The sequence below is a fragment of the Mycobacterium kyogaense genome (assembly GCF_036946525.1).
Classification (GTDB): domain Bacteria; phylum Actinomycetota; class Actinomycetes; order Mycobacteriales; family Mycobacteriaceae; genus Mycobacterium; species Mycobacterium kyogaense_A.
Genome location: NZ_JAQIIY010000010.1, coordinates 1 through 20,432, shown reverse-complemented (window position 1 = coordinate 20,432; position 20,432 = coordinate 1). Strand labels below are relative to the sequence as shown.

Annotated in this window: 14 protein-coding genes and 8 pseudogenes; 9 read left to right on the top strand and 13 right to left on the bottom strand. The window is 69.2% G+C overall.

Going from position 1 to position 20,432, the window contains the following annotated elements:
- Window positions 1-7: 7 nt before the first annotated feature.
- The gene (locus PGN37_RS08490) at window positions 8-724 is read right to left on the bottom strand and encodes a hypothetical protein (protein WP_335330592.1); all 717 of its coding nucleotides are present in this window, start codon (window positions 722-724) and stop codon (window positions 8-10) included.
- 40 nt (window positions 725-764) lie between these two features.
- Here PGN37_RS08490 and PGN37_RS08485 point away from each other — a divergent pair, with 40 nt between their 5' ends.
- Together PGN37_RS08485 and PGN37_RS08480 are read left to right on the top strand one after the other, a co-directional pair.
- Entirely contained in the window at window positions 765-1,457 is a 693-nt protein-coding gene (locus PGN37_RS08485; RefSeq protein ID WP_335330591.1) for a hypothetical protein, read from the top strand.
- Window positions 1,458-1,484: 27 nt separating this feature from the next.
- Window positions 1,485-2,360 (top strand): crotonase/enoyl-CoA hydratase family protein, encoded by an 876-nt coding sequence (locus PGN37_RS08480; protein ID WP_335330590.1) that lies wholly within the window; start codon window positions 1,485-1,487, stop codon window positions 2,358-2,360.
- Here the strand turns inward: PGN37_RS08480 and PGN37_RS08475 are convergent, their stop codons facing one another.
- Window positions 2,361-2,807, bottom strand: a complete 447-nt coding sequence (locus PGN37_RS08475; RefSeq protein WP_335330589.1) for a hypothetical protein — start codon at window positions 2,805-2,807, stop codon at window positions 2,361-2,363.
- A 32-nt stretch (window positions 2,808-2,839) separates the two neighbouring features.
- On the opposite strand from PGN37_RS08475, the gene PGN37_RS08470 reads away from it, so the two are divergent.
- Window positions 2,840-3,952 (top strand): epoxide hydrolase family protein, encoded by a 1,113-nt coding sequence (locus tag PGN37_RS08470; protein ID WP_335330588.1) that lies wholly within the window; start codon window positions 2,840-2,842, stop codon window positions 3,950-3,952.
- Here the strand turns inward: PGN37_RS08470 and PGN37_RS08465 are convergent.
- A complete protein-coding gene (locus tag PGN37_RS08465; protein ID WP_335330587.1) occupies window positions 3,949-5,565 on the bottom strand; it encodes an AMP-binding protein in 1,617 nt (538 codons plus the stop codon). The two genes, PGN37_RS08470 and PGN37_RS08465, sit on opposite strands and share 4 nt — an antisense overlap.
- Window positions 5,562-7,259, bottom strand: a complete 1,698-nt coding sequence (locus tag PGN37_RS08460) for an AMP-binding protein (protein WP_335330586.1) — start codon at window positions 7,257-7,259, stop codon at window positions 5,562-5,564. Before PGN37_RS08460 ends, PGN37_RS08465 begins: the two co-directional genes overlap by 4 nt.
- A 57-nt stretch (window positions 7,260-7,316) precedes the next feature.
- On the opposite strand from PGN37_RS08460, the gene PGN37_RS08455 reads away from it, so the two are divergent.
- The gene (locus PGN37_RS08455; RefSeq protein ID WP_335330585.1) at window positions 7,317-8,129 is read left to right on the top strand and encodes a helix-turn-helix transcriptional regulator; all 813 of its coding nucleotides are present in this window, start codon (window positions 7,317-7,319) and stop codon (window positions 8,127-8,129) included.
- A 36-nt stretch (window positions 8,130-8,165) separates the two neighbouring features.
- On the opposite strand, the gene PGN37_RS08450 is transcribed toward PGN37_RS08455, so the two are convergent.
- The 4 genes and pseudogenes from PGN37_RS08450 to PGN37_RS08435 all read right to left on the bottom strand — a co-directional run bounded on the left by PGN37_RS08450 (window position 8,166) and on the right by PGN37_RS08435 (window position 15,664).
- Entirely contained in the window at window positions 8,166-9,788 is a 1,623-nt protein-coding gene (locus PGN37_RS08450) for a hypothetical protein (RefSeq protein WP_335330584.1), read from the bottom strand.
- Between the two features lie 231 nt (window positions 9,789-10,019).
- Window positions 10,020-11,843 carry an ABC transporter ATP-binding protein gene (locus PGN37_RS08445; RefSeq protein WP_335330583.1) on the bottom strand — a complete coding sequence of 608 codons (1,824 nt, stop codon included), beginning with the start codon at window positions 11,841-11,843 and terminating at the stop codon, window positions 10,020-10,022.
- Complete coding sequence (locus PGN37_RS08440; RefSeq protein WP_335330582.1) at window positions 11,840-13,711, bottom strand: ABC transporter ATP-binding protein; 1,872 nt, start codon at window positions 13,709-13,711, stop codon at window positions 11,840-11,842. The genes PGN37_RS08445 and PGN37_RS08440 overlap by 4 nt, the downstream gene beginning before the upstream one ends.
- Window positions 13,704-15,664 (bottom strand): annotated as a pseudogene (locus PGN37_RS08435) (ABC transporter ATP-binding protein). The gene PGN37_RS08440 and the pseudogene PGN37_RS08435 overlap by 8 nt, the downstream one beginning before the upstream one ends.
- A gap of 104 nt (window positions 15,665-15,768) precedes the next feature.
- Between PGN37_RS08435 and PGN37_RS08430 the strand changes: the two are divergent.
- The 3 genes and pseudogenes from PGN37_RS08430 (at window position 15,769) to PGN37_RS08420 (ending at window position 18,654) form a co-directional block, all read left to right on the top strand.
- Complete coding sequence (locus tag PGN37_RS08430; protein ID WP_335330581.1) at window positions 15,769-16,515, top strand: potassium channel family protein; 747 nt, start codon at window positions 15,769-15,771, stop codon at window positions 16,513-16,515.
- Between the two features lie 39 nt (window positions 16,516-16,554).
- A complete protein-coding gene (locus PGN37_RS08425) occupies window positions 16,555-17,265 on the top strand; it encodes a response regulator transcription factor (RefSeq protein ID WP_335330760.1) in 711 nt (236 codons plus the stop codon).
- A 48-nt stretch (window positions 17,266-17,313) separates the two neighbouring features.
- Window positions 17,314-18,654, top strand: a pseudogene (locus PGN37_RS08420) (ATP-binding protein).
- A gap of 7 nt (window positions 18,655-18,661) precedes the next feature.
- Here the strand turns inward: PGN37_RS08420 and PGN37_RS08415 are convergent.
- The 5 genes and pseudogenes from PGN37_RS08415 to PGN37_RS27280 all read right to left on the bottom strand — a co-directional run.
- A pseudogene (locus PGN37_RS08415) lies at window positions 18,662-19,027 on the bottom strand (FKBP-type peptidyl-prolyl cis-trans isomerase).
- Between the two features lie 9 nt (window positions 19,028-19,036).
- Window positions 19,037-19,222 carry a hypothetical protein gene (locus PGN37_RS08410; RefSeq protein ID WP_335330580.1) on the bottom strand — a complete coding sequence of 62 codons (186 nt, stop codon included), beginning with the start codon at window positions 19,220-19,222 and terminating at the stop codon, window positions 19,037-19,039.
- Between the two features lie 24 nt (window positions 19,223-19,246).
- Window positions 19,247-19,291: pseudogene (locus PGN37_RS27290) on the bottom strand (hypothetical protein); the annotation flags it as partial.
- A gap of 115 nt (window positions 19,292-19,406) precedes the next feature.
- Window positions 19,407-19,505, bottom strand: a pseudogene (locus PGN37_RS27285) (SDR family NAD(P)-dependent oxidoreductase); the annotation flags it as partial.
- A gap of 73 nt (window positions 19,506-19,578) precedes the next feature.
- Window positions 19,579-19,788 (bottom strand): annotated as a pseudogene (locus tag PGN37_RS27280) (SDR family NAD(P)-dependent oxidoreductase); the annotation flags it as partial.
- Between the two features lie 12 nt (window positions 19,789-19,800).
- On the opposite strand from PGN37_RS27280, the pseudogene PGN37_RS08405 reads away from it, so the two are divergent.
- Both PGN37_RS08405 and PGN37_RS08400 read left to right on the top strand, forming a co-directional pair.
- A pseudogene (locus tag PGN37_RS08405) lies at window positions 19,801-20,083 on the top strand (DUF2630 family protein).
- Window positions 20,080-20,432: pseudogene (locus PGN37_RS08400) on the top strand (FAD-dependent oxidoreductase); the annotation flags it as partial. The pseudogenes PGN37_RS08405 and PGN37_RS08400, both read left to right, overlap by 4 nt.

Sequence of the window (20,432 nt, the reverse complement as noted above, 5' to 3'; positions counted from 1 at the left end):
AGCACCACTACGCCTCACCTCTCTCATGCCCTGCGAGTTCGGCGCGCGAGACGCCTGCAACCCGCATCTCCCGCAGCCCGGGGCGGGCGGCGACACCGTTGACACTCGCGGTCAGCACTGTCTGCTCGCGGCCCAGATCGACCAGCCGGTCGACCAGCAGGTCGCGGTTCTGGTCACTGGTGACCTGCTCCAGATTGCCCACCACGAGCAGCCGCGGCCGGCGTGTGTTGGCCAGTGCGATGCGCAGCAGCAACCCGTCGAGTTCGGTGAGCTCCTCGACGAACTCCGTTCGGGGCGGCAGCGGCAGCTCGCCGAAGACCGGCCCGCACACGCGCCTCACGTCGTCGTCGGTGGCGCGGCGAATCAGCCTGTACCACTTCGCATCCCAGCGCAGTTGCTCGGTGACGAGGTCCCCCACCGTCACCGACTCGGCCACCGTGTCGAGTTCGTCGATGCCGGCCAGCGCCGCGTCGGCGAAGATGTCGCGGGCGCGGGTCCGGCCGAACACCGTCAGCGACCCCGACGTCGGACGCATCCGTCCCGCCAGCGTCATCGACAGCGCAGTCCGCCCCGATCCCGCGGGACAGACCATGACCGTCACCCCCGCCGCGGGGACGTCGAGATCCACCGGTCCGTACACCGGTCCCCACGGCCCCCGCAGCGTGAGCCCGCGGGCGACGATGGCGGGCTCGGGAAGGGCTGGGTCTGGCGGCGCGTCCGGCACCAGACAATCCCACCACACCGGCCGGTGGCATTCTGGGCGTGTGGAGGCGCTGTTGCAGTTCGCCGGAAACTACTGGTGGCTGGTCTTTCCGCTGGGCGGGGTGATCGGCGGAGCCGCGCGCGGCATCTCGGCCGCCAACGAGCGCCGCGCCCAGCGCCGGCTCGAGCGGTACCGCATCAAGCAGGAGACCAGGGTCGCACTCGCGAGGGAGAAGGCCTCCGGTACCGCCACGGTGGAGAACCGGCGCCGCGAACTGGCCAGACTGCTCGAGCGCCACGACGCCACCGATGCGCGATGGCTCTCCTACGAACTGGATGTCGCCAAGCTGCTGGACTTCCCGGTGATGACGGACATGCGGGAGCCTCTGACACTGGCCTTCCACAAAGCCAAGAGCCGGGCCGACCTGCTGCGGCCCGCGCAGCCCGAGGACATCGTCGAGGATCGCGATGCGGCCGCGGGATATCGCGACGCGGTGACCGACTACGTCGCCGCGTTCGACGCTGCCGAGGCCGAGGCGGCCCGGCGCCGGCGCAGCGACTTCTCCGCCGACGACCAGGACCGGCTGGCGCGTGCGCAACACCTGCTGCGCCTGGCGGGCGACGACGGCGCCACCCCGCAGGAACGCCAGAACGCCTACGGCCGTGCGCAGAAGGAACTCGCGGGCCTCGTGGTGCTGCCGGTCGCCACCCGCGCGGCTATCGAACGCAAGGTGCTCGGCGAACTCGAGGCGTGAGCCCGGGCGGTCGGTAGCCTCACCGACGTGGATTACGAGACCCTGCAGTGCACCGTCGACGCCGACGGGGTGGCACTGCTGACGCTGTCGCGTCCAGAGCAGCTCAACGCCTTCACGGTGACGATGGCCAGGGAGCTGGAGCAGTTCTTCGCCGTCGACGCCTACGACGATGCGATCCGTGCCGTCGTCGTCACCGGCGCCGGCCGCGCGTTCTGCGCGGGGATGGACCTCTCGGCCGACGGCAACGTGTTCGGTCTGGACGAGAGCCTGGCGCCGACACCCGAGCAGATGCAGGATGACTACGCGAGCGAGCCGCTGCACAGCGGCATCCGCGACACCGGTGGCCGGGTCACCCTCGCGATCCATGCGCTGCCCAAGCCCGTCATCGCGGCGATCAATGGCGCCGCGGTCGGTATCGGCGCGACCATGACACTGGCCATGGACATCCGGGTGGCGTCCGAGAACGCCCGGATCGGTTTCGTGTTCGGCCGGCTCGGCATCGTGCCCGAGGCCTGCTCCTCGTGGTTCCTGCCCCGGCTGGTCGGCATCCAGCAGGCCCTTGACTGGGTCTACTCCGCCGACATCATCACCGCCGAGGACGCACTGCGCGGCCGGCTGCTGCGATCGGTGCATCCGGCCGACTCGCTGGTGTCGGACGCGATCGCACTGGCCCGCAGCTACGTCTCCGGGCGTTCTCCTGTGGCGCTGGCGCTGGCCAAGCAGCTGCTCTACCGCAACGGGGCCGCCGAATCACCGCTGCAGGCCCACCTGAGCGACTCGCTCGCGATGTTCTACACCTCGATCGGGGACGGCAAGGAAGGCGTCGCAGCGTTCCGAGAGAAGCGGCCGCCGAACTTCACCGGCAGCGCCACGGCGTTGCCGCAGATCTTCCCGGAGCAGTGATCAGGCCAGCGCCAGCGCGGCGAGCATCGCGCCGGAGGTGACGAGCAACAGCGGCACCCGCAATAGATTGCGTCGCGTCCACCGCACCGCAGCCGCCTCGTCGACGTCGGCGGGATCGGTGCGTTCGAACTCCGCGGCGCGCGGGACCAGATCGAACAGCGCCCACAGCCGCATAACGGCGTGGCTGACCAGCGCCACCAGCAGAGCTGTCCCGACCGCGGAGTCACCCCACGTCAGGATCAGCGTGACGATCAGCAGCACCTCGAACACCACGGGCGCGGGCAGCCAGAACCGGACGCGGGCGATGCCGCCGTTGCGCGACTGGATCAGCCCGGGGCGACGCGGCCAGTACGGATCGACGACCAGCGCTTCGTAGAGCGCGGCGCCCAGGCAGATGCAGGCGGCCAGCGTGGTGGCGGCGAGCAGGACGAGCGTCGGGGTGGACACAAGCTCCGATTATCCCGGTGCCAGGATGAGCTATGCCTGACGTCACGCCGTTCCGCATCGCCGTCCCCGACGCCGACCTCGCCGACCTGCGGGAGCGGCTGGCGCGTACCCGGTGGCCCGAGCGCGAATGCGTGGACGACTGGAGCCAGGGTCTGCCGCTGTCCTACGCCCGGGAGCTCGCCGACTACTGGCGCGACGAATACGATTGGCGGCCAAGGGAAGCCGCGCTGAATCGATTCGACCAGTTCACCACCGAGATCGACGGGCTCTCCATTCACTTCGTGCACCAGCGCAGCGCCCGCTCCTCCGGCGAGAAGGCCTTCCCGCTGCTGATCACCCACGGCTGGCCGGGGTCGATCGTCGAGTTCACGAAGGTGATCGAGCCGCTGACCGCCGCGGGCTTCGACGTGGTGTGCCCATCGCTGCCCGGTTACGGCTTCTCGGGCAAACCCACCGCGACCGGATGGGGCATCGAGCGCATCGCGACGGCGTGGGACGAGCTGATGGTCCGCCTCGGATACGAGCGCTACGGCGCCCAAGGTGGCGACTGGGGCTCGGCGGTGACCACGCAGATCGGCCGCAACGAGGGCCACTGCGTGGCGATCCACACCAACATGCCGATCGGCCGGCCGCCAAAAGACCTGAGTGACCTGACGCCGCAGGAGCGTGAAGTGCTCGAGGGCTACGCCGAGCATCAGCAGTGGGGCACCGGCTACTCCAAGCAGCAGTCGACGCGGCCGCAGACGCTGGGCTACGGGCTCACCGACTCCCCTGTCGGGCAGATGGCGTGGATCGTCGAGAAGTTCTGGGCCTGGACGGATTCCGACGGACACCCGGAGAACGTGCTGACCAAGGACGAGATGCTCGACAACGTGATGCTGTACTGGCTCACGGCGAGCGCGACGTCGTCGGCGCGGCTCTACTGGGAGAGCTTCGGCTCGTTCCGCGATGGCGGCCGGGTCGAATTGCCCACGGGCGTCGCGTCATTCCCCAAGGAGATCCTGCGCTCATCGCGCCGCTGGTGCGAGGCGACCTACAACATCACCCGCTGGACCGACATGCCCCGCGGAGGCCACTTCGCGGCGTTCGAGCAACCAGAGCTGTACACCGACGAGGTCATCGCGTTCTTCTCCGACTTCCGCTAGAGGCCCAGCATCGCGATGCTGTCTCGGCGCATGTCGACCTTGCGCACCTTGCCGGTGACCGTCATCGGGAACTCGTCGACGATGTGCACGTAGCGGGGAATCTTGTAGTGCGCCAACGCCTCTGATGCGAACTCGCGCACCGCGGCCGCGTCCAGTGCGGGCCGGCCGGGGCGCATCCGGATCCAGGCGCAGATCTCCTCGCCGTAGACGGCATCCGGCACCCCGATCACCTGGGCGTCCTCGATGTCGGGGTGAGTCAGCAGGAAGTCCTCGACCTCGCGAGGGTAGACGTTCTCCCCGCCCCGGATCACCATGTCCTTGATCCGCCCGACGACGTTGCAGTACCCGTCGGCCCGCATCACCGCGAGGTCACCGGTGTGCATCCAACCGTCGGAATCGATGGCCTCCGCGGTCTTCTCGTCGTCGCGCCAGTAGCCGAGCATCACCGAGTACCCGCGCGTGCAGAACTCACCGGGCTCACCGCGGGGCAACGTCTCGCCGGTGTCGGGATCGACGATCTTGATCTCGACATGCGGGTGCGCCCGGCCGATGGAGGAGGTGCGTCGGTCGAGGTCGTCGTCGACGAGGGTCTGGCACGACACCGGCGAGGTCTCGGTCATCCCGTAAGCGATGGCCACTTCCGTCATCGACATCTCCTCCACGCAGCGCTTCATCACCTCCACCGGACACACCGAGCCCGCCATGATCCCGGTGCGCAACGACGAGAGGTCGGTGGCGGCGAAGTCGGGATGGTTCTGCATCGCGATGAACATGGTCGGCACGCCGTAGACCCCGGTGCACCGTTCCTGCTCGATGGCGTTCAGCGTCGAGCCCGCATCGAAGCCCGGCGCCGGGATCACCATCGTGGTGCCGTGACTGGTGCAGCCGAGGTTGCCCATCACCATGCCGAAGCAATGGTAGAACGGCACCGGAATGCAGAGCCGGTCCTGCGGGCCGAGCTTGATGAGCTCGGTGGTGAAGTATCCATTGTTGAGGATGTTGCGATGGGAGAGCGTCGCTCCCTTCGGGAAACCCGTTGTGCCCGAGGTGTACTGGATATTGATCGGGTCTCGGTTGTCGAGTCCTGCGCCACGCTCGGCGAGTTCGTCGGTTCCCACCGCGGACGCCCCGGCGCGCAGGCCATCCCAGTCGGAGGTGCCGATGAACACGACGTCGGTGAGATGCGGAACGGACCCCCGAACTTCACGGACCATGCTCACGTAGTCCGACGTCTTGAACGACGTCGCGGCGATCAGCAACCGGGTCCCCGATTGCGTGAGCACATAGGCGAGTTCGTGCGTGCGGTAGGCCGGGTTGATGTTGACCAGGATCGCACCGGCCTTGGCGCACGCGTACTGCGCGATGATCCACTGCGCGCAGTTCGGCGCCCAGATCCCGACACGGTCGCCCTTGGCGATCCCCTTCGCCATCAAGCCGCGGGCGATGACGTCGACCTCGGCGTTCAGCTCGGCGTAGGAGTACCGCAGACCCTGCGCGACGTCGACGAGCGCCTCGACGTCGGGGCATCGGGTCGCGGTGCGTTCCAGGTTCGCGCCGATGGTCTCCTCCAGGATCGGCGTGTCGACCGGGCCGGCCTCGTAACTGGAGCTCATGACAACAGATCCTCGTACCGGTGTTCGGTCTCGATGGGCGTACCCGCGGCGTGCGCCTCCTCCTCGCGGCGGCGCAGGTCGACTCGGCGGATCTTGCCCGAGATCGTCTTGGGGAGTTCGAAGAATTCGACGCGGCGCACCTTGAGGTAGGGCGCCAGGTGGTCGCGGCTGTACTGCATGATCTGCCTTGCCGTTTCGGCATCGGCAGACCACCCGTCGGCCAGCGCCACATAGGCCTTCGGCACCGCGAGGCGGGTGTCGTCGGGGGCGGGGACGACGGCCGCCTCCACCACGGCGGGGTGCTCGATCAACACACTTTCCAGCTCGAAGGGCGACACCTTGTAGTCCGAGGACTTGAAGACGTCGTCGGTGCGCCCGATGTAGGTGATGTAGCCGTCCGCGTCGCGGCTGGCCACGTCCCCGGTGTGGTAGTAGCCGTCGCGCATCACAGCTGCGTTGCGCTTCTCGTCGTCGAGGTATCCAGTCATCAGATTCCGCGGGGTGGCGCGCAGGTCGAGGCAGATCTCTCCCTCGTCCGCCTCGGCGCCGGTCAGCGGATCCACCAGGACCACCGGCACGCCGGGCATCGGCCGCCCCATCGAGCCGGCCTTCACGGGTTGGCCGGGAGTGTTGCCGACCTGCAGCGTCGTCTCGGTCTGGCCGAAACCGTCGCGAATCGTCAGGCCCCACGCCTTGTCCACCTGGGCGATCACGTCCGGGTTGAGCGGTTCGCCCGCTCCGAGGATCTCCCGCAGCCCCTCGGGTCTGTCACCGAGGTCGGCCTGAATCAGCATGCGCCACACGGTCGGCGGAGCACAGAAGGTATTGACGCGCGCGCGGCGCAGCTGGTGCAACAGCGCTGCGGCGTCGAAGCGCGCGTAGTTGTAGACGAAGATCGTCGCCTCGGCGATCCACGGCGCGAAGAAGCAACTCCACGCGTGCTTCGCCCACCCGGGCGAGCTGATCGCCAGGTGCACGTCACCGGGCCTCACCCCGATCCACGCCATCGTCGACAGGTGCCCGACCGCGTAGCTCACCTGCGAGTGCTCGACCAATTTCGGCCGGCTGGTGGTGCCGGAGGTGAAGTACACCAGGCTGGTGTCGTCGACCTCGGTGCACGCGGCGAACGGCGTCGCCTGGCTCGAGTGCGCGTCGGCGTACGCGTGCCAACCGGGCACGGGGTCACCGACGACCACGCGCATGTAGTCGCCCTCGACCGCGTCGAACTTCGTCGAGTCCGCGGTGTTCGCGATGACGACTCGGGCACCGCCGCGGCTGATGCGGTCGGCGAGGTCGGCGGCGCCCAGCGCGCTGGTCGTCGGCATGATGACGGCCCCGAGCTTGGCGATCGCGAGCATCGACACCCACAGCTCGACCTGATTGCCGAGCATGAGAACCACCCGGTCGCCCTTGCCGACTCCGAGGCCCGCCAACCAGGTCGCGACGCGGTCGGACCGGTCGGCCATCTCGGCGAACGTCACCGTGGTCTCCGAGCCGCCCTCCTCGACGATCCAGAGCGCCGGCCGGTCAGCAGACGACGGATCGCGGGCGATGACGTCGAACCAGTCTGTCGCCCAGTTGAACTGGCCGGTGATCTCCGGCCATTCGAACGTCTCGACTGCTGAGTCGTAATCGCCGATCACGGCCACGAGGTGATCGCGGGCGGCGCGATACCGATCGGTGTTGGTCGTCATGGCCACTAGGATCTATGTCACACCTGACCAACCGCTACCCCCGAAAGAGGGGATTCTGTGCCATCGCTGACGAGGCCTCGCGACGCCGACGTCCTGCGCGCCGAGCTGCGGAGAGTGGCCACCGAGGGCCGGGTGCCGGTGCTGTTCGGCGGCGAGGTGCAGGGCGACGTGCTGCGGCTCAGCGAGTTCGTCGGAACACGAACGGGCTTGCTGCGAGGGCTGGTGGTGCGTTCGAGTTCCGGCCTCGGCGGCGCCAGCATGGTCGCCGGCCGGCCGCTGTCGGTCGCCGACTATCGCAATGCCGCGACCATCACCCACGACTACGACGTTCCCGTGTTGTCCGAGGGCATCAAGTCGGTGCTCGCCGTGCCGGTGATCGTCGAGGGCGTCCCCCGAGTGATGCTCTACGGCGCCTACCGGACGGGCGCGCCGGTCGGGGGCCGCGCCGCGGACCTGATGGTGTCAGCGGCCCGCCGGATCGGCGACGAACTGCGCATCCGCGACGAAGTCGACCGTCGGCTGTCGATGCACGAGACCGCGACGTCTCTCGGAGCGACGTCGGAGCGGGTCCGCGAGGTGCATGCAGAACTGCGTCGGCTCGCCCATGTCGCGCCCACTCTGCACGACGAATTGACGCGGCTCGCCGAGCGGTTGGTCGGCGGCGAGGAGGCCACAGTGCACCTCACCGGCCGCGAGCTCGACGTGCTGACGCAGGTTGCGCTCGGCTGCTCGAACGTCGTTGCTGCGGAGCGTCTTTCTCTGAAGACCGAGACGGTGAAGAGTTACCTGCGCAGCGCTGCGGCCAAGCTGGGTGCCCACACCCGGCACGAGGCGGTGGCGAAGGCGCGACGGGCCGGTCTCCTGCCCTGACCCAGCGCTCGAGACGCCGAGCGCCCGCGGGAACTCTCAGGCGCTGCCGCCTGCGCCTCCCGCGCCGCCGGTTCCGCCGGCCCCGCCGGTCGTGGTGCCCGCCGACGGCTTCGAGCCTGCGCTGCCGGAGCTGCCGGAGCTGCCGGGATTCGGTGTCGCGGCACCCGAGGCGCCACCGGCACCGCCGGTACCACCGCTTCCGCCGGCACCTCCGGTGCCGTTGGCGCCACCAGAGCCGTCGGCGCCGTCACGTCCGAACAGAGAGTGTCCACCGCGTGCGCCGCTTCCACCGATGCCAGCGTTGCCGCCGGCGCCACCGGTGCCTCCCGCACCTCCGGACGCACCGCTGTTTGCGATCCGGGTCGGTATGGCAGCGACGAAGGAGCCCTGACCGCCGGCGCCGCCGGTTCCGCCCTGCGCGCCGGCCCCGCCGTTACCTCCCGCGCCACCCGTACCGCCGGTGCCACCTCTACCGAACACGCCTCCTCGGCCACCCGCACCGGCTGCGCCTCCGTCGGTGCCGCTCTCGCCAGGCGCCCCCGAGCCCCCATCGCCGCCGACTCCCGACTTCCCGGCGGTTCTGGAACTTCCGTTGCCGTAGGCAAAGCCTCCTCGTCCGCCGACACCGCCCGTTCCCCCTGCGTCGCCGCCGCGTCCACCGCGGCCGCCGTCTCCACCCTGGGACAGCGTGGCGAACCCCGGGAACACCGAGCTGGTGTCGCCGTAACCGCCGGCACCGCCCGCCCCGCCGGAGCCTCCGCCGGCACCGTCACCGCCGGCGCCGCCCGCTCCGCCGATCGCCGTCAGCGTTCCGGGCGGCGGCGTGTCCCCGGGGAAGACGACGGTGTGCGATGCATTTCCTCCCATACCGCCTGCGCCGCCGGACATGTCAGTGCCCGGATCGGCGTCCAGCCCGTCACCGCCCTTGTCCGCCACGACCACACCGCTGCCGTAGGTGAAGCCTCCGTCCTGCCCCGCCGCAGCCTGTCCGGACGCCACGCCGTTGACGCCGTTTCGACCTGTGTAGCCGCTGCCTCCGTCGCCGCCGTTTCCGCCGCGCCCGAACCATGTCACGTTGCCGCCGGCGCCGCCGGCACCGCCGCCGACACCGGGTGCGCCATCTGCGCCGTTGCCGCCGTCGCCGGCCCTCCCGTACAGCGCGAAGAGCCCGACATCGCCGCCCCTCCCGCCGGCCTGACCCGGGATCGTGCCGTTGCCGCCATCGCCCCCGTTCCCGGCCAACAGGCCGCCCTTCCCGCCGTCTCCGCCGTTGGCACCCGCGCCACCGTTGCCGAAGAGCAGTCCCCCGTTACCTCCATTGCATGCCGCCCCTGAACAGTCGGCGGCAGCGTCCACACCGTTGCCGACCAACCAGCCCCCAGGGCCGAACGCGGGTCGCGACGTACCAGGTGTGGCGAGAAGCAACGACGTCGGCGATGGCGTCGCTCCTGCGTGACCGAACAACCCTGAACCACGCGTGCAACCCTGCGCGGCCAACGACAGGCAGGAAGGATCACCGACGGGAGTAGTAGCGCCATCGGAAGGTGTGTCGGCGAGCGCGACAGCCGTCGGTCCCGCCAGCGCCAGAGAACCTGCTGCGATGACCCCGCCGGCCCACCGCACTGCGGTTGGATGCAGACGAACACTGTTGCGTGACATGAGGCTTACCCGTTTCTGTCGGGAAGCAGAAGGCCCGACGCACCACGAGCGATTATGGGGTCGACGATCGTGGTGGCGTCGCAACTCGACTACTGCTTTTTCGGGCCGATGCCGAGCTCGACTACTGCAATCTGAGCGCCGCGCCGGCACACTACGGCACACCGAGAATGCGGGGAGATCGCATATCGGGCGTCGATCGCGATCTGCCCGCAGTCTCGGCGGCGTCGTGGGTCAGGCCAGCGACTGCACCCAGGATCTGTGCAGTGCCGCGTAGTGCCCGCCGTCGCGGGCCGTCAGCTCCTCGGGCGAGCCGTCCTCGACGATCTCGCCGTGCTCGAGCACCAGCACCCGGTCCGCGATCTGCACGGTCGAGAGCCTGTGGGCGATCACGATCGCCGTGCGTTCGGCGAGCACGGTCTCCAACGCCCGCTGAACCATCCGCTCGCTCGGGATGTCCAGCGACGACGTTGCCTCGTCGAGGATCAGCACCGCGGGGTCGGCCAGGAAGGCCCGCGCGAACGCGACGAGCTGGCGCTGTCCCGCCGACAACCGGCCACCACGCTTGGCGACGTCGGTGTCGTATCCCTCGGGCAACGCGGTGATGAATCCGTCCGCGCCGACTGCCGTGGCCGCCGCCCGCACCTCCGCGTCGGACGCATCGGGCTTGCCGAAGCGGATGTTGTCGGCGACCGTGCCCCCGAACATGAAGTTCTCCTGCGTCACCATGACCACGTGGCGGCGTAGATCGTTCTGGGCGAGGTCGCGCAGGTCCACGCCGTCGAGCGACACGCTGCCCGCCACCGGATCGTAGAACCGGGTGACGAGCTTCGCGATCGTCGTCTTGCCCGCACCGGTGGTGCCGACCAGGGCGACGGTCTGCCCGGCGGGAACCACCAGATCGAGATGCGGGAGCACCGGCCGGTTCGGCACGTACTCGAAACGGACGTCGCGGAATTCGAGGTCACCGCGCACCGCGCCGAGCGCAACAGGCGCGACGGGGTCGCTGATGCCCGGCTTCTCGGCCAGCACCCCGGCCAGCTTCTCCAGCGCCGACGACGCCGACTGGAACGTGTTGAAGAACTGCGAGATCTCCTGCATCGGTTCGAAGAACATCCGCAGGTAGAGAAGGAACGCGGCCAGGATGCCGATCGTCATCTCGCCGTGCAGCACCCGGAAGCCGCCGTAGAGCAGGACCACGCCGGTGGTGATGTTGCCGACGAGCTTGACGCTGGGCATGAAGATCGCGAGCAGCCGGAAGGTCTTCTCGTTGATCACCCGGTAGCGGTCGGCGATGCCTTCGAAGATCTCCTGGTTGCGCGGCTCCCGCCGATACGCCTGCACCGCTTTGATACCCGTCATGGTCTCGACGAACTGCACGATCACCAGCGCCGAGATCTCGCGCACCTCACGGTAGATCCGCGACGACTCGCGGTGGAACCACGCGACGAGGACCACCAGGATCGGGAACGCCGCCAGGCACATCAGGCCGAGCTCGGCGTCGAGTGTGATCAACAGGATGGCGGTGCCGACGAGAGTGAGCACCGCGGTGATCAGGCTGTCGAAGCCCGTCTCCAGCATGTCCTGGATGGCCTCGACGTCGTTGGTGGACCGGCTGACCACGCGGCCGGAGGTGTAGCGGTCGTGGAACGCGATGTCGAGGCGGCCGAAGTGCCGGAACACTCGTCGCCGCAGTTCCCGCAGCACACGCTGACCGATGCGACCGGAGCGCCGCAGGAAGAACATCCGCGCGCTGGCCTGCACGAGGACGACCCCGCACAGCACACCGACGATCGTCATCAACGTCGCCGCCGACCCACCCCCGAGCAGAGGCGGGATGCCGTCGTCGATGCCCCGCTGCACGAGGATCGGAACTGAGAGCCGCGCAACGTTTTCAACGACAACGACAGCGGCCAGCGCGGTCACCGTCCACTTGTACGGGCGCAGCAGCGAGCCCAGCAGCGCGCGGGCTTCGCGCCGCCGCGGCACCGACTCGTCGATGGGCAGGTCGTCGTGTTCGTCGAACCGACCGCGCCACTCCGGGGTCACGCTCGTCACGTGCGTCCCTCCAGGATCTCGTGATCCAGCCGCTCCCGCGCCGCTCGTTGCTCCCAGTCGACCTCCCGCTCGCAGCCGTCGTCGAGTTCGTCGTCGGCGGCCAGCAGGTAGCGGTACTCGGGCACGGTCGCCAGCAGCTCGGCGTGGGTGCCGACGTGGGTGATCGTGCCGTTCTGCAGCAGCGCCACCCGGTCGGCGAGCAGCACCGTCGAGGCGCGATGCGCCACGACGACGCCGGTGACCGCGTGTAGGACACGGCGCAGCGCCTCTTCGACCACGGCCTCGGTGTGCACATCGAGGGCGCTCAACGTGTCGTCGAGAACCAGGATGCGGGGTGCGGCGAGAATGGCGCGGGCCAACGAAAGACGTTGCCGCTGACCGCCGGACAGGCTCATGCCCTGTTCGCCGATGCGGGTGTCCAGCCCGTAGGGCAGGTCGTAGACGAACTGCGCGGCGGCCACCTCGACGGCTTGGCGCAGCTCGTCGTCGGTTGCGTCCGGTTTCCCGAGCTTGAGGTTCTCGGCCACCGACATCGAGAACAGCGTCGGGTCCTCGAACGCCGTGGCCACCGCCCGTCGTAGCGCCTCCAGGCTCAGCTCGCGGATGTCCTGGGCGTCGATGCGGATCTCGCCCTCGGTCACGTCGTAGAGCCGAGACAGCAGACCCACCAGCACCGACTTGCCCGACCCGGTCGCGCCGACCAGCGCCAGCGTCTCCCCCGGCTCCACGGTGACGTTCACGTGGCGCAGCGCCCAGTCGTCGGAGTCCGGAAACCGGAACCCGACGTCGACGAGCTCCAGGCGGCCGCCGCGCGGGGTCGCATCGCGCGGGCCGTCGGCGATCTCGCGCGGGGCGTCGAAGATCTCGGCGATACGGTTGGCCGCCGTGAACGACTCCTGCGTCATCGACAGCAGGAAGCCCAGCGACGCGATCGGCCAGACCAGCGACAACATCATCGTGATGAATGCGACCAGCGTGCCCATCGTCACGAAGCCGTGGCCGGCGGCGTAGGCGCCGAAACCCAGCACCAGGATCAGCGTGAGGTTCGGGATGATCTCCAGCAGAGTCCAGAACTTCGCCGACACCGTCACGCGGCTCACCTGCGTGTCGTAGAGGTCGGTGAGTTGTTCGTCGAAGCGGTCGTAGACGTAGTCCTCGCGGCCGAACGACTTGACCACACGCAGCCCGAGCGCGGCCTCCTCGACGTGGGTGGCGACGTGGCCGGCCTGATCCTGGGCCAACCGCGACAGTCGCGTGTACTCCTGCTGGAAGTGCAGCACGGTCAGGGTGATCGGCACGATCGACACCAGCACCACCACACCCAGCGGCCAGTACATCGCGAGCAGGATCGCGGTGACGATGGTGATCTGCAGGATGTTGAGGATCAGGAACGTCAGCCCGAAGGACATGAATCGGCGAATCGTGCCCAGGTCGTTCATGATTCGCGACAGCAGCTGACCCGACTGCCAGCGACCGTGGAACGACATCGGCAGGATCTGCAGACGCGCGTAGAGGTCCTTGCGGATGTCGGCCTCGACGCCCATCGTCGCGCGCGACACCAGCCACCGCCGGATGAACCACAACACCGCTTCGGCGATCCCGAGGCCCATCGCCGCCGCACCCAGCGTCCACAACCCCTGCTGATCCTGATGGCGCACCGGCCCGTCGATGACCGCCTTGGTCATCAGCGGAATCCCGACCGTCGCCCCCAGACTCAGGAAGGCCGCCGTCAGCATCAGAATCCACCGGCCGCGATACGGAAGCAGGTACGGCAACATCCGCCACAGGTCCGAGCTGGGCCTCACCCGCCGGGGCCGCGGCGCTATCGCGGGCGCTGCGCGCAGCGCGTTGCTTCCGGAATCAGCCACTCACAACATCTTCCCACTGCGAGCAAGTGGTTAACCCATCTAGCGAATGCGACCTGTGGCACGGCATGTGCGACCGCGCGCCCGACGGCGCCCCGAACTGCGTGCGGTAGAGCTCGGCGTAGCGGCCACCGCGGGCGAGCAGCTCCGGGTGCGTCCCGCGCTCCACGATCCGTCCGTCCTCGACGACGAGGATCACGTCCGCCGCGCGGATCGTCGAGAGGCGATGCGCGATGACCACAGACGTGCGACCGGCCAGCGCTTCTGCCAGGGCTTGCTGCACCTTGGCCTCCGATTCGGAGTCCAGCGACGCGGTCGCTTCGTCGAGCACGACCACCCGGGGTGCGGCGAGCAGCAGACGCGCGATGGTGAGGCGCTGCCGCTGCCCACCGGAGAGCCGATAACCGCGCTCCCCGACGATCGTGTCCAGACCGTCGGGCATGTCCGCGACCACGGTGTCGAGACGGGCCCGGCGCAGCGCCTCCCAGATCTCGGCGTCGGTGGCGTCCGGCGCCGCCAGCGCGACGTTGGCCCGGATCGACTCGTGGAACAGGTGCCCGTCCTGGGTCACCATGCCGACCGTGTCCTTGACCGACGCGAAGGTCGCGTCACGGACGTCGACGCCGTTGAGACGGACGGCCCCGGAGGTGACGTCGTAGAGCCGGGCCAGCAGCGACACGCTCGTCGACTTCCCCGCCCCCGAGGAACCGACGAGCGCGATCATCTGCCCCGGCCGGGCCGTGAACGAGATGCCGTGCAGGACTTCGTCGCCGCCACGGTCGTCCAGCTCGCTGACCTCTTCCAGCGAGGCCAGCGACACGGTGTCGGCAGCGGGATAACCGAACCGGACGTCGTCGAACTCGACGGTGACCGGACCGTCGGGGATCGCGACCGCGTCCGGTCGCTCCTGGATCAGCGGCACCAGATCGAGCACCTCGAAGACCCGCTCGAAGCTGACCAGTGCGGTCGCGACCTCGACGTGGGCGTTGGCCAGCGCGGTCAGCGGCGCGTAGAGCCGCGTCAGCAGCAGGGCCAGCGACACGATGGACCCGGCCTGCAGCGTCCCGCCCAGCGCCAACGCGCCGCCCAGTCCGTAGACCAACGCCAGCGCCAGCGCCGACATCAGCGTCAGCGAGTTCATAAACGTCGACTGCAGCATCGCGGAGCGCACCCCGATGTCGCGCACACCCGGCCCGCGCGCACCCCGAACTCCCGGGACTCCGCGTCCGCGTCCCCGAACAGCTTGATCAGCGTGGCACCCGGCGCGGAGAACCGCTCGGTCATCTGGGTGTTCATCGTCGCGTTGTGGCCGGCGGCCTCCCGCGAGAGTCCCGCCATCGCCGCGCCGATGCGGCGGGCGGGCAGCAGGAACAGCGGCATCAGCGCCAGCGACACCAACGTCACCTGCCACGAGATGCTGATCATCACCGCCAGCGTCAACGTCAGCGTGACGACGTTGGAGACGACGCCCGAGAGCGTGTCGGAGAAGGCCCGCTGGGCACCCATCACGTCGTTGCCCAGGCGGCTCACCAGCGCGCCGGTGCGCGTCCGGGTGAAGAACGCCACCGGCATCCGTTGCACGTGGTCGAACACCGCGGTACGCAGATCGAGGATCAACCCCTCGCCGATGTTCGACGACAACCACCGCGTCAGCAACGACATCGCCGTCTCGGCCAGCGCGACACCGGCGATCACCACGGCCAAGATCACGACCGTCGACACCGAGCCGCCGCGGGTGATCTCGTCGACCACCCGGCCCGCGAGCAGCGGCGTCGCCACCGTCAGCACCGCGCCGAACACGCTGACCAGGAGGAACCAACCGAGCATGCGATGATGCCGAGCGGCGAACCGCCAGATACGCGCCATCAGCCGGCGATCTGCCAGACCGCGCAGATCACCGCCCCGGGCGTGCGTCTGCCGGTACAGCGACTGCCGGGCAACCGTTTCCAAGCTCATCTCATCACCGTAGAACCTCAACAATGGGTGAGGTCAAAGACTTCCCAGGTGGTCCCACTACCGTCAGAACCGGATTCGTCACAGGACTTCGAGGAGCACAGGGCGTGGAAACCAAGTTGCAGGCGTGGGAGCGCCGCGCCGAATGGCCGCTGGCCGTCGCCGCCCTGCTGTTCCTGGCCGCCTACAGCGCGGAGGTGCTCGCCCTCCCCTCAGGAGCGGCCCTCGCGGCCATCCATGTCGTCAGCCTGGTCACCTGGACGATGTTCATCGTCGACTACCTCGTGCGACTGTCCCTGGCCGAGCAGCGCTGGCGGTGGTTCTGGCGACACCTCTTCGACCTCGCCATCGTGGCGCTGCCCATCCTGCGACACCTGCGTCTCCTGCGACTGCTCACCCTGATCACAGTCCTCAACCGTGCCGTCGGCCACGCCATCCGCGGCCGCGTCGCGATGTACACGGTCGGCGGGGCGGTGCTGCTGATCTACGTCTCCTCGCTGGCCGTGCTGCAGGCCGAGCGGCACTACCCGCACGCGCACATCACCCATTTCGGGGAGGCCCTGTGGTGGGCGATGACGACGATCACCACCGTCGGCTACGGCGACCTGACCCCGGTCAGCCCCACCGGACGGGTGATCGCCGTACTGCTGATGATCGGCGGAATCAGCCTGCTCGGCTCGATCACCGCGACGCTGGCGTCGTGGATCGTCGAGCGGGTGGCCGACGAGGACACCGCGGCCCAGCAGGTGACGACCGCGCACCTCGACACGCTGGTCCAGGAGATCGCCCAGCTGCGCGAGGAGGTCGCGCGGCTCGGCGACCCGGTTCCCCGACGCGACCGCCCCGACGGGTAACGGGCAGGTTCCCGCAGCCCGGGCTCCTCGTCAGGCAAGATTGCGGGCATGGACAGTGCAGTGGGTTCGCCCCGGGTGCTCGTGGTCGACGACGATCCCGACGTGCTGGCCTCCTTGGAGCGCGGCCTGCGACTGTCCGGGTTCGACGTCTTCACCGCTGTCGACGGCGCAGAGGCGCTGCGCAGTGCCACCGAGACGCGGCCGGACGCGATCGTGCTGGACATCAACATGCCGGTTCTCGACGGCGTGTCCGTCGTGACCGCACTGCGCGCAATGGACAACGACGTCCCGGTCTGTGTGCTCTCGGCGCGATCCTCGGTCGACGACCGGGTGGCCGGACTGGAGGCGGGCGCCGACGACTACCTGGTCAAGCCCTTCGTGCTGGCCGAGCTGGTCGCCCGGGTGAAGGCGCTGCTGCGCCGACGCGGCTCCACGGCGACGTTCTCGTCGGAGACCATCGCCGTCGGCCCACTCGAGGTCGACATCCCTGGCCGGCGCGCCCGCGTCGACGGGACCGACGTCGACCTGACCAAGCGCGAATTCGACCTGCTGGCCGTGCTCGCCGAGCACAAGACCGCGGTGCTGTCCCGCGCGCAGCTTCTCGAGCTGGTGTGGGGCTATGACTTCGCCGCCGACACCAACGTGGTCGACGTGTTCATCGGCTACCTGCGGCGCAAGTTGGAAGCCAACGGAGCCCCCCGCCTGCTGCACACCGTGCGCGGGGTCGGGTTCGTGCTGCGACAGCAGTAGTGATGAGCGCTCGCGCGAAGAACCGACGGCCACGCTCGTGATCCCCTCATGATCTCGGTGTCGCGGATCTTCCGCCGCACGCCGTCGCTGCGCACCCGTGTCGCGTTCGCCACCGCGATCGCCGCGGCCATCGTCGTCGGCATCGTCGGCGCGGTCGTCTGGGTCGGCATCACGCAGGACCGCAAGGAAAGACTGGACCGGCGCCTCGACGAGGCCGCCGGGTTCGCGATCCCGTTCCTGCCCCGCGGTCTCGACGAGATCCCGCCCTCGCCCAACGACCAGGACGCCGTCATCACCGTCCGTCGCGCCGACGGGCAGGTGACGTCCAACTCCGTCGTCCTACCGGAACTGCAACCCGGATACGCCGACACCACGGTCGACGGGGTGCGCTACCGCGTGCGCACCGTCGAGCTGTCCACGCCGGAGCCGATGTCGGTCGCGGTCGGCGCCACCTACGACGCGACGATCACCGACACCAACAACCTCCACCGTCGGGTGCTGATCATCTGCTCGATGGCGGTGGGCGCGGCGACGTTCGGCGGCTGGCTGTTGGCCGCGTTCGCGGTCCGGCCGTTCAAGCGGCTGGCCCAGCAGACCCGGCAGATCGAGGCGGGCGACGAAGCACCCGACATCGACATCCGCGGCGCCACCGAAGCCGTCGAGATCGCCGACGCGATCAAGGGTCTGGTCGGCCGCGTGTGGGAGGAGCAGGGCCGCACCAAGGATGCGTTGACGTCGGCCCGCGACTTCGCGTCGGTCTCCGCCCACGAGCTGCGCACCCCGCTGACCGCGATGCGTACCAATCTCGAAGTGCTCGCGACCCTCGACCTCGCCGAGGATCAGCGCAAGGAGATCGTCGGCGACGTCATCCGCACGCAGACCCGGATCGAGGCGACACTCGGTGCGCTGGAGCGGCTGGCGCAGGGAGAACTGTCCACCACCGACGACCACGTGCCGGTCGACATCACCGAACTACTCGACCGGGCCGCGCACGACGCGATGCGGGTGTACCCCGACCTCGAGGTGTCGCTGGTGCCGGCGCCGACGGTGATCATCGTCGGGTTGCCTGCGGGGTTGCGGCTGGCTGTCGACAACGCGATCGCCAACGCGGTCAAGCACGGCGGTGCGACGCGCGTGCAGCTGTCCGCGGTCAGCTCGCGGGCCGGAGTGGAGATCGCGGTCGACGACGACGGCGTCGGGGTGCCCGACGAGGAACGCACCGTGGTCTTCGAGCGGGTTCTCGCGCGGCTCGACGGCATCGCACTCCGGGTCGGGCCTGGGATTGGCCCTGGTGGCGCAGCAGGCCGAATTGCACGGCGGCACAGCCTCTTTGGAGGCGAGCCCGCTGGCGGCGCACGGCTGTTGCTGCGCCTGCCCGGCCCGAGCTAGCTCTTGGCTAGCGGGTGCCGAGCAGGTCGATGATAAAGATCAGCGTCTTGCCCGACAGACGGTGTCCGCCGCCGGGCAGGACCGTAGGCCTGCTCCGGCGGGATCGTCAGCTTGCGCCCGGCCGCCGACCTTCATCCCCGGGATGCCGTCCTGCCAGCCCTGGATGAGGCCGCGCAGCGGGAACTCGATCGACTCACCGCGGTTCCAGGAGCTGTCGAACTCCTCGCCGGAGTCGTACTCGACACCGAGGGTAGTGCACCTCCACGTTGGCGCCCGGGACCGCTTCGGGGCCGTCGCCGACGATGATGTCTTCGATCACCAGCTCAGTGGGTGCCGGGCCGTCAGGGAACTCGATCTCGGGTTTGGTCGACATCCGCTCAGCCTAGACCGGCGCCTCACCGGCGACCGGACCTCCTCGGGCTGCAACCACTCCGGTCGGCCGCAGCAGCACCACCTCGGGGAGGATGCACGCCGCCGACAGGCGCGTCGTCATCCGCACGACCTCGGCCACGTCGCGCGGAGCGATCATCGTCGACGCCTCGATCGCGCCGCGGTAGGCGTCGGCCATCGGGGTGTCCACCAGACCCGGGCAGATCGCGGTCGCCTTGATACCGGAGGTGGCGAGCTCGTCGTGCAGCGCCTCGGTGAACCCGACGACCGCGGCCTTGGTCGCCGAATACGACGACAGCCGTCGCCTCGCCCCGCTTGCCCGCGTTCGACGCCGTGTTCACGATCTGTGCCGAACCACGTTGACGCACAGCTTCTTTCAGCAGCGGTTGAGACTTGGAGGTCAACAACACGACGGCGCGGACGTTGACGGCCAGCTGGGCGTCGAGGAAGTCCGCGGTGATGTCGGCGACCGCTCGGTTCCCCGCGATCCCGGCGTTGTTGACCAGCGAGGTCCAGCGACCCGTGCCGCTCGGCGTGGAACGCCACCACCTCGTCGAGAAAAGACTCCTCGGTCAGCGATCCGGCGATCGTGTGCACCGCGGAGCCGCCGATCGATGCGGCCACCGCGTCCAGCTTGGCCGGATCGCGACCGACCAAGGTCAGCGCGAAGCCCTCGTCGTGCAGGGCTGTCGCGATCGCCGCCCCGATACCGCTCGACGCCCCGGTCACCAGGGCACTACGCATGGTCACCGGTCCATTAGATCGCGTCGAGGGGCAGACTGTAGGGCGTGGGCCAACGACGAAGACATCCTCGCCCAGGTGAACCAGCTCGTCGCGGAGGAGAAGGATCTCCGCTCCAAGCTGCAGCATCACGAGATCGACGAGTCCGAAGAGCACCAGCGGTTGCGCGCGGTGGAGGTCGCCCTCGATCAGTGCTGGGATCTGCTGCGCCAGCGGCGGGCCCTGCGCGAGACCGGCGGGGGATCCGAGCGCCGCGCAGGTGCGACCGGCCGACGAGGTCGAGGGCTACCTGAACTGAGCGGCGCCACGGACTCCCGCGCCGACGTCGTCATCGTCGGCGGCGGGCACAACGGGCTGGGTGGCCGCCGGGTACCTCGCCCGCGCAGGCCGCCGGGTCCGCCTGCTGGAGCGGCTCGACCACGTCGGCGGCGCCGCGGTGTCGGCCTACGCGTTCGACGGCGTCGATGCGCGGTTGTCGCGGTACTCGTACCTGGTGAGCCTGCTACCGCAGCGCATCATCGACGATCTCGGGCTTCGTGTGCGTCTGGGTGCGGCGGCGGTGGTCGTCGTACACGCCCGACCCGGTTTCAGGCGGCCGCACCGGACTGCTCGTGGGTCCGACGTCGACGTTCGGTGCGGTGGGGGCC

Coding starts and splice junctions, on each gene's coding strand:
- PGN37_RS08465 (WP_335330587.1), bottom strand. CDS start 5,565: ATGAGCTCCAGTTACGAGGCCGGCCCGGTCGACACGCCGATCCTGGAG.
- PGN37_RS08470 (WP_335330588.1), top strand. CDS start 2,840: ATGCCTGACGTCACGCCGTTCCGCATCGCCGTCCCCGACGCCGACCTC.
- PGN37_RS08410 (WP_335330580.1), bottom strand. CDS start 19,222: ATGGCCGACGCCTACCGCGGCGCGATCGAGGCGTCGACGATGATCGCT.
- PGN37_RS08450 (WP_335330584.1), bottom strand. CDS start 9,788: ATGTCACGCAACAGTGTTCGTCTGCATCCAACCGCAGTGCGGTGGGCC.
- PGN37_RS08460 (WP_335330586.1), bottom strand. CDS start 7,259: ATGACGACCAACACCGATCGGTATCGCGCCGCCCGCGATCACCTCGTG.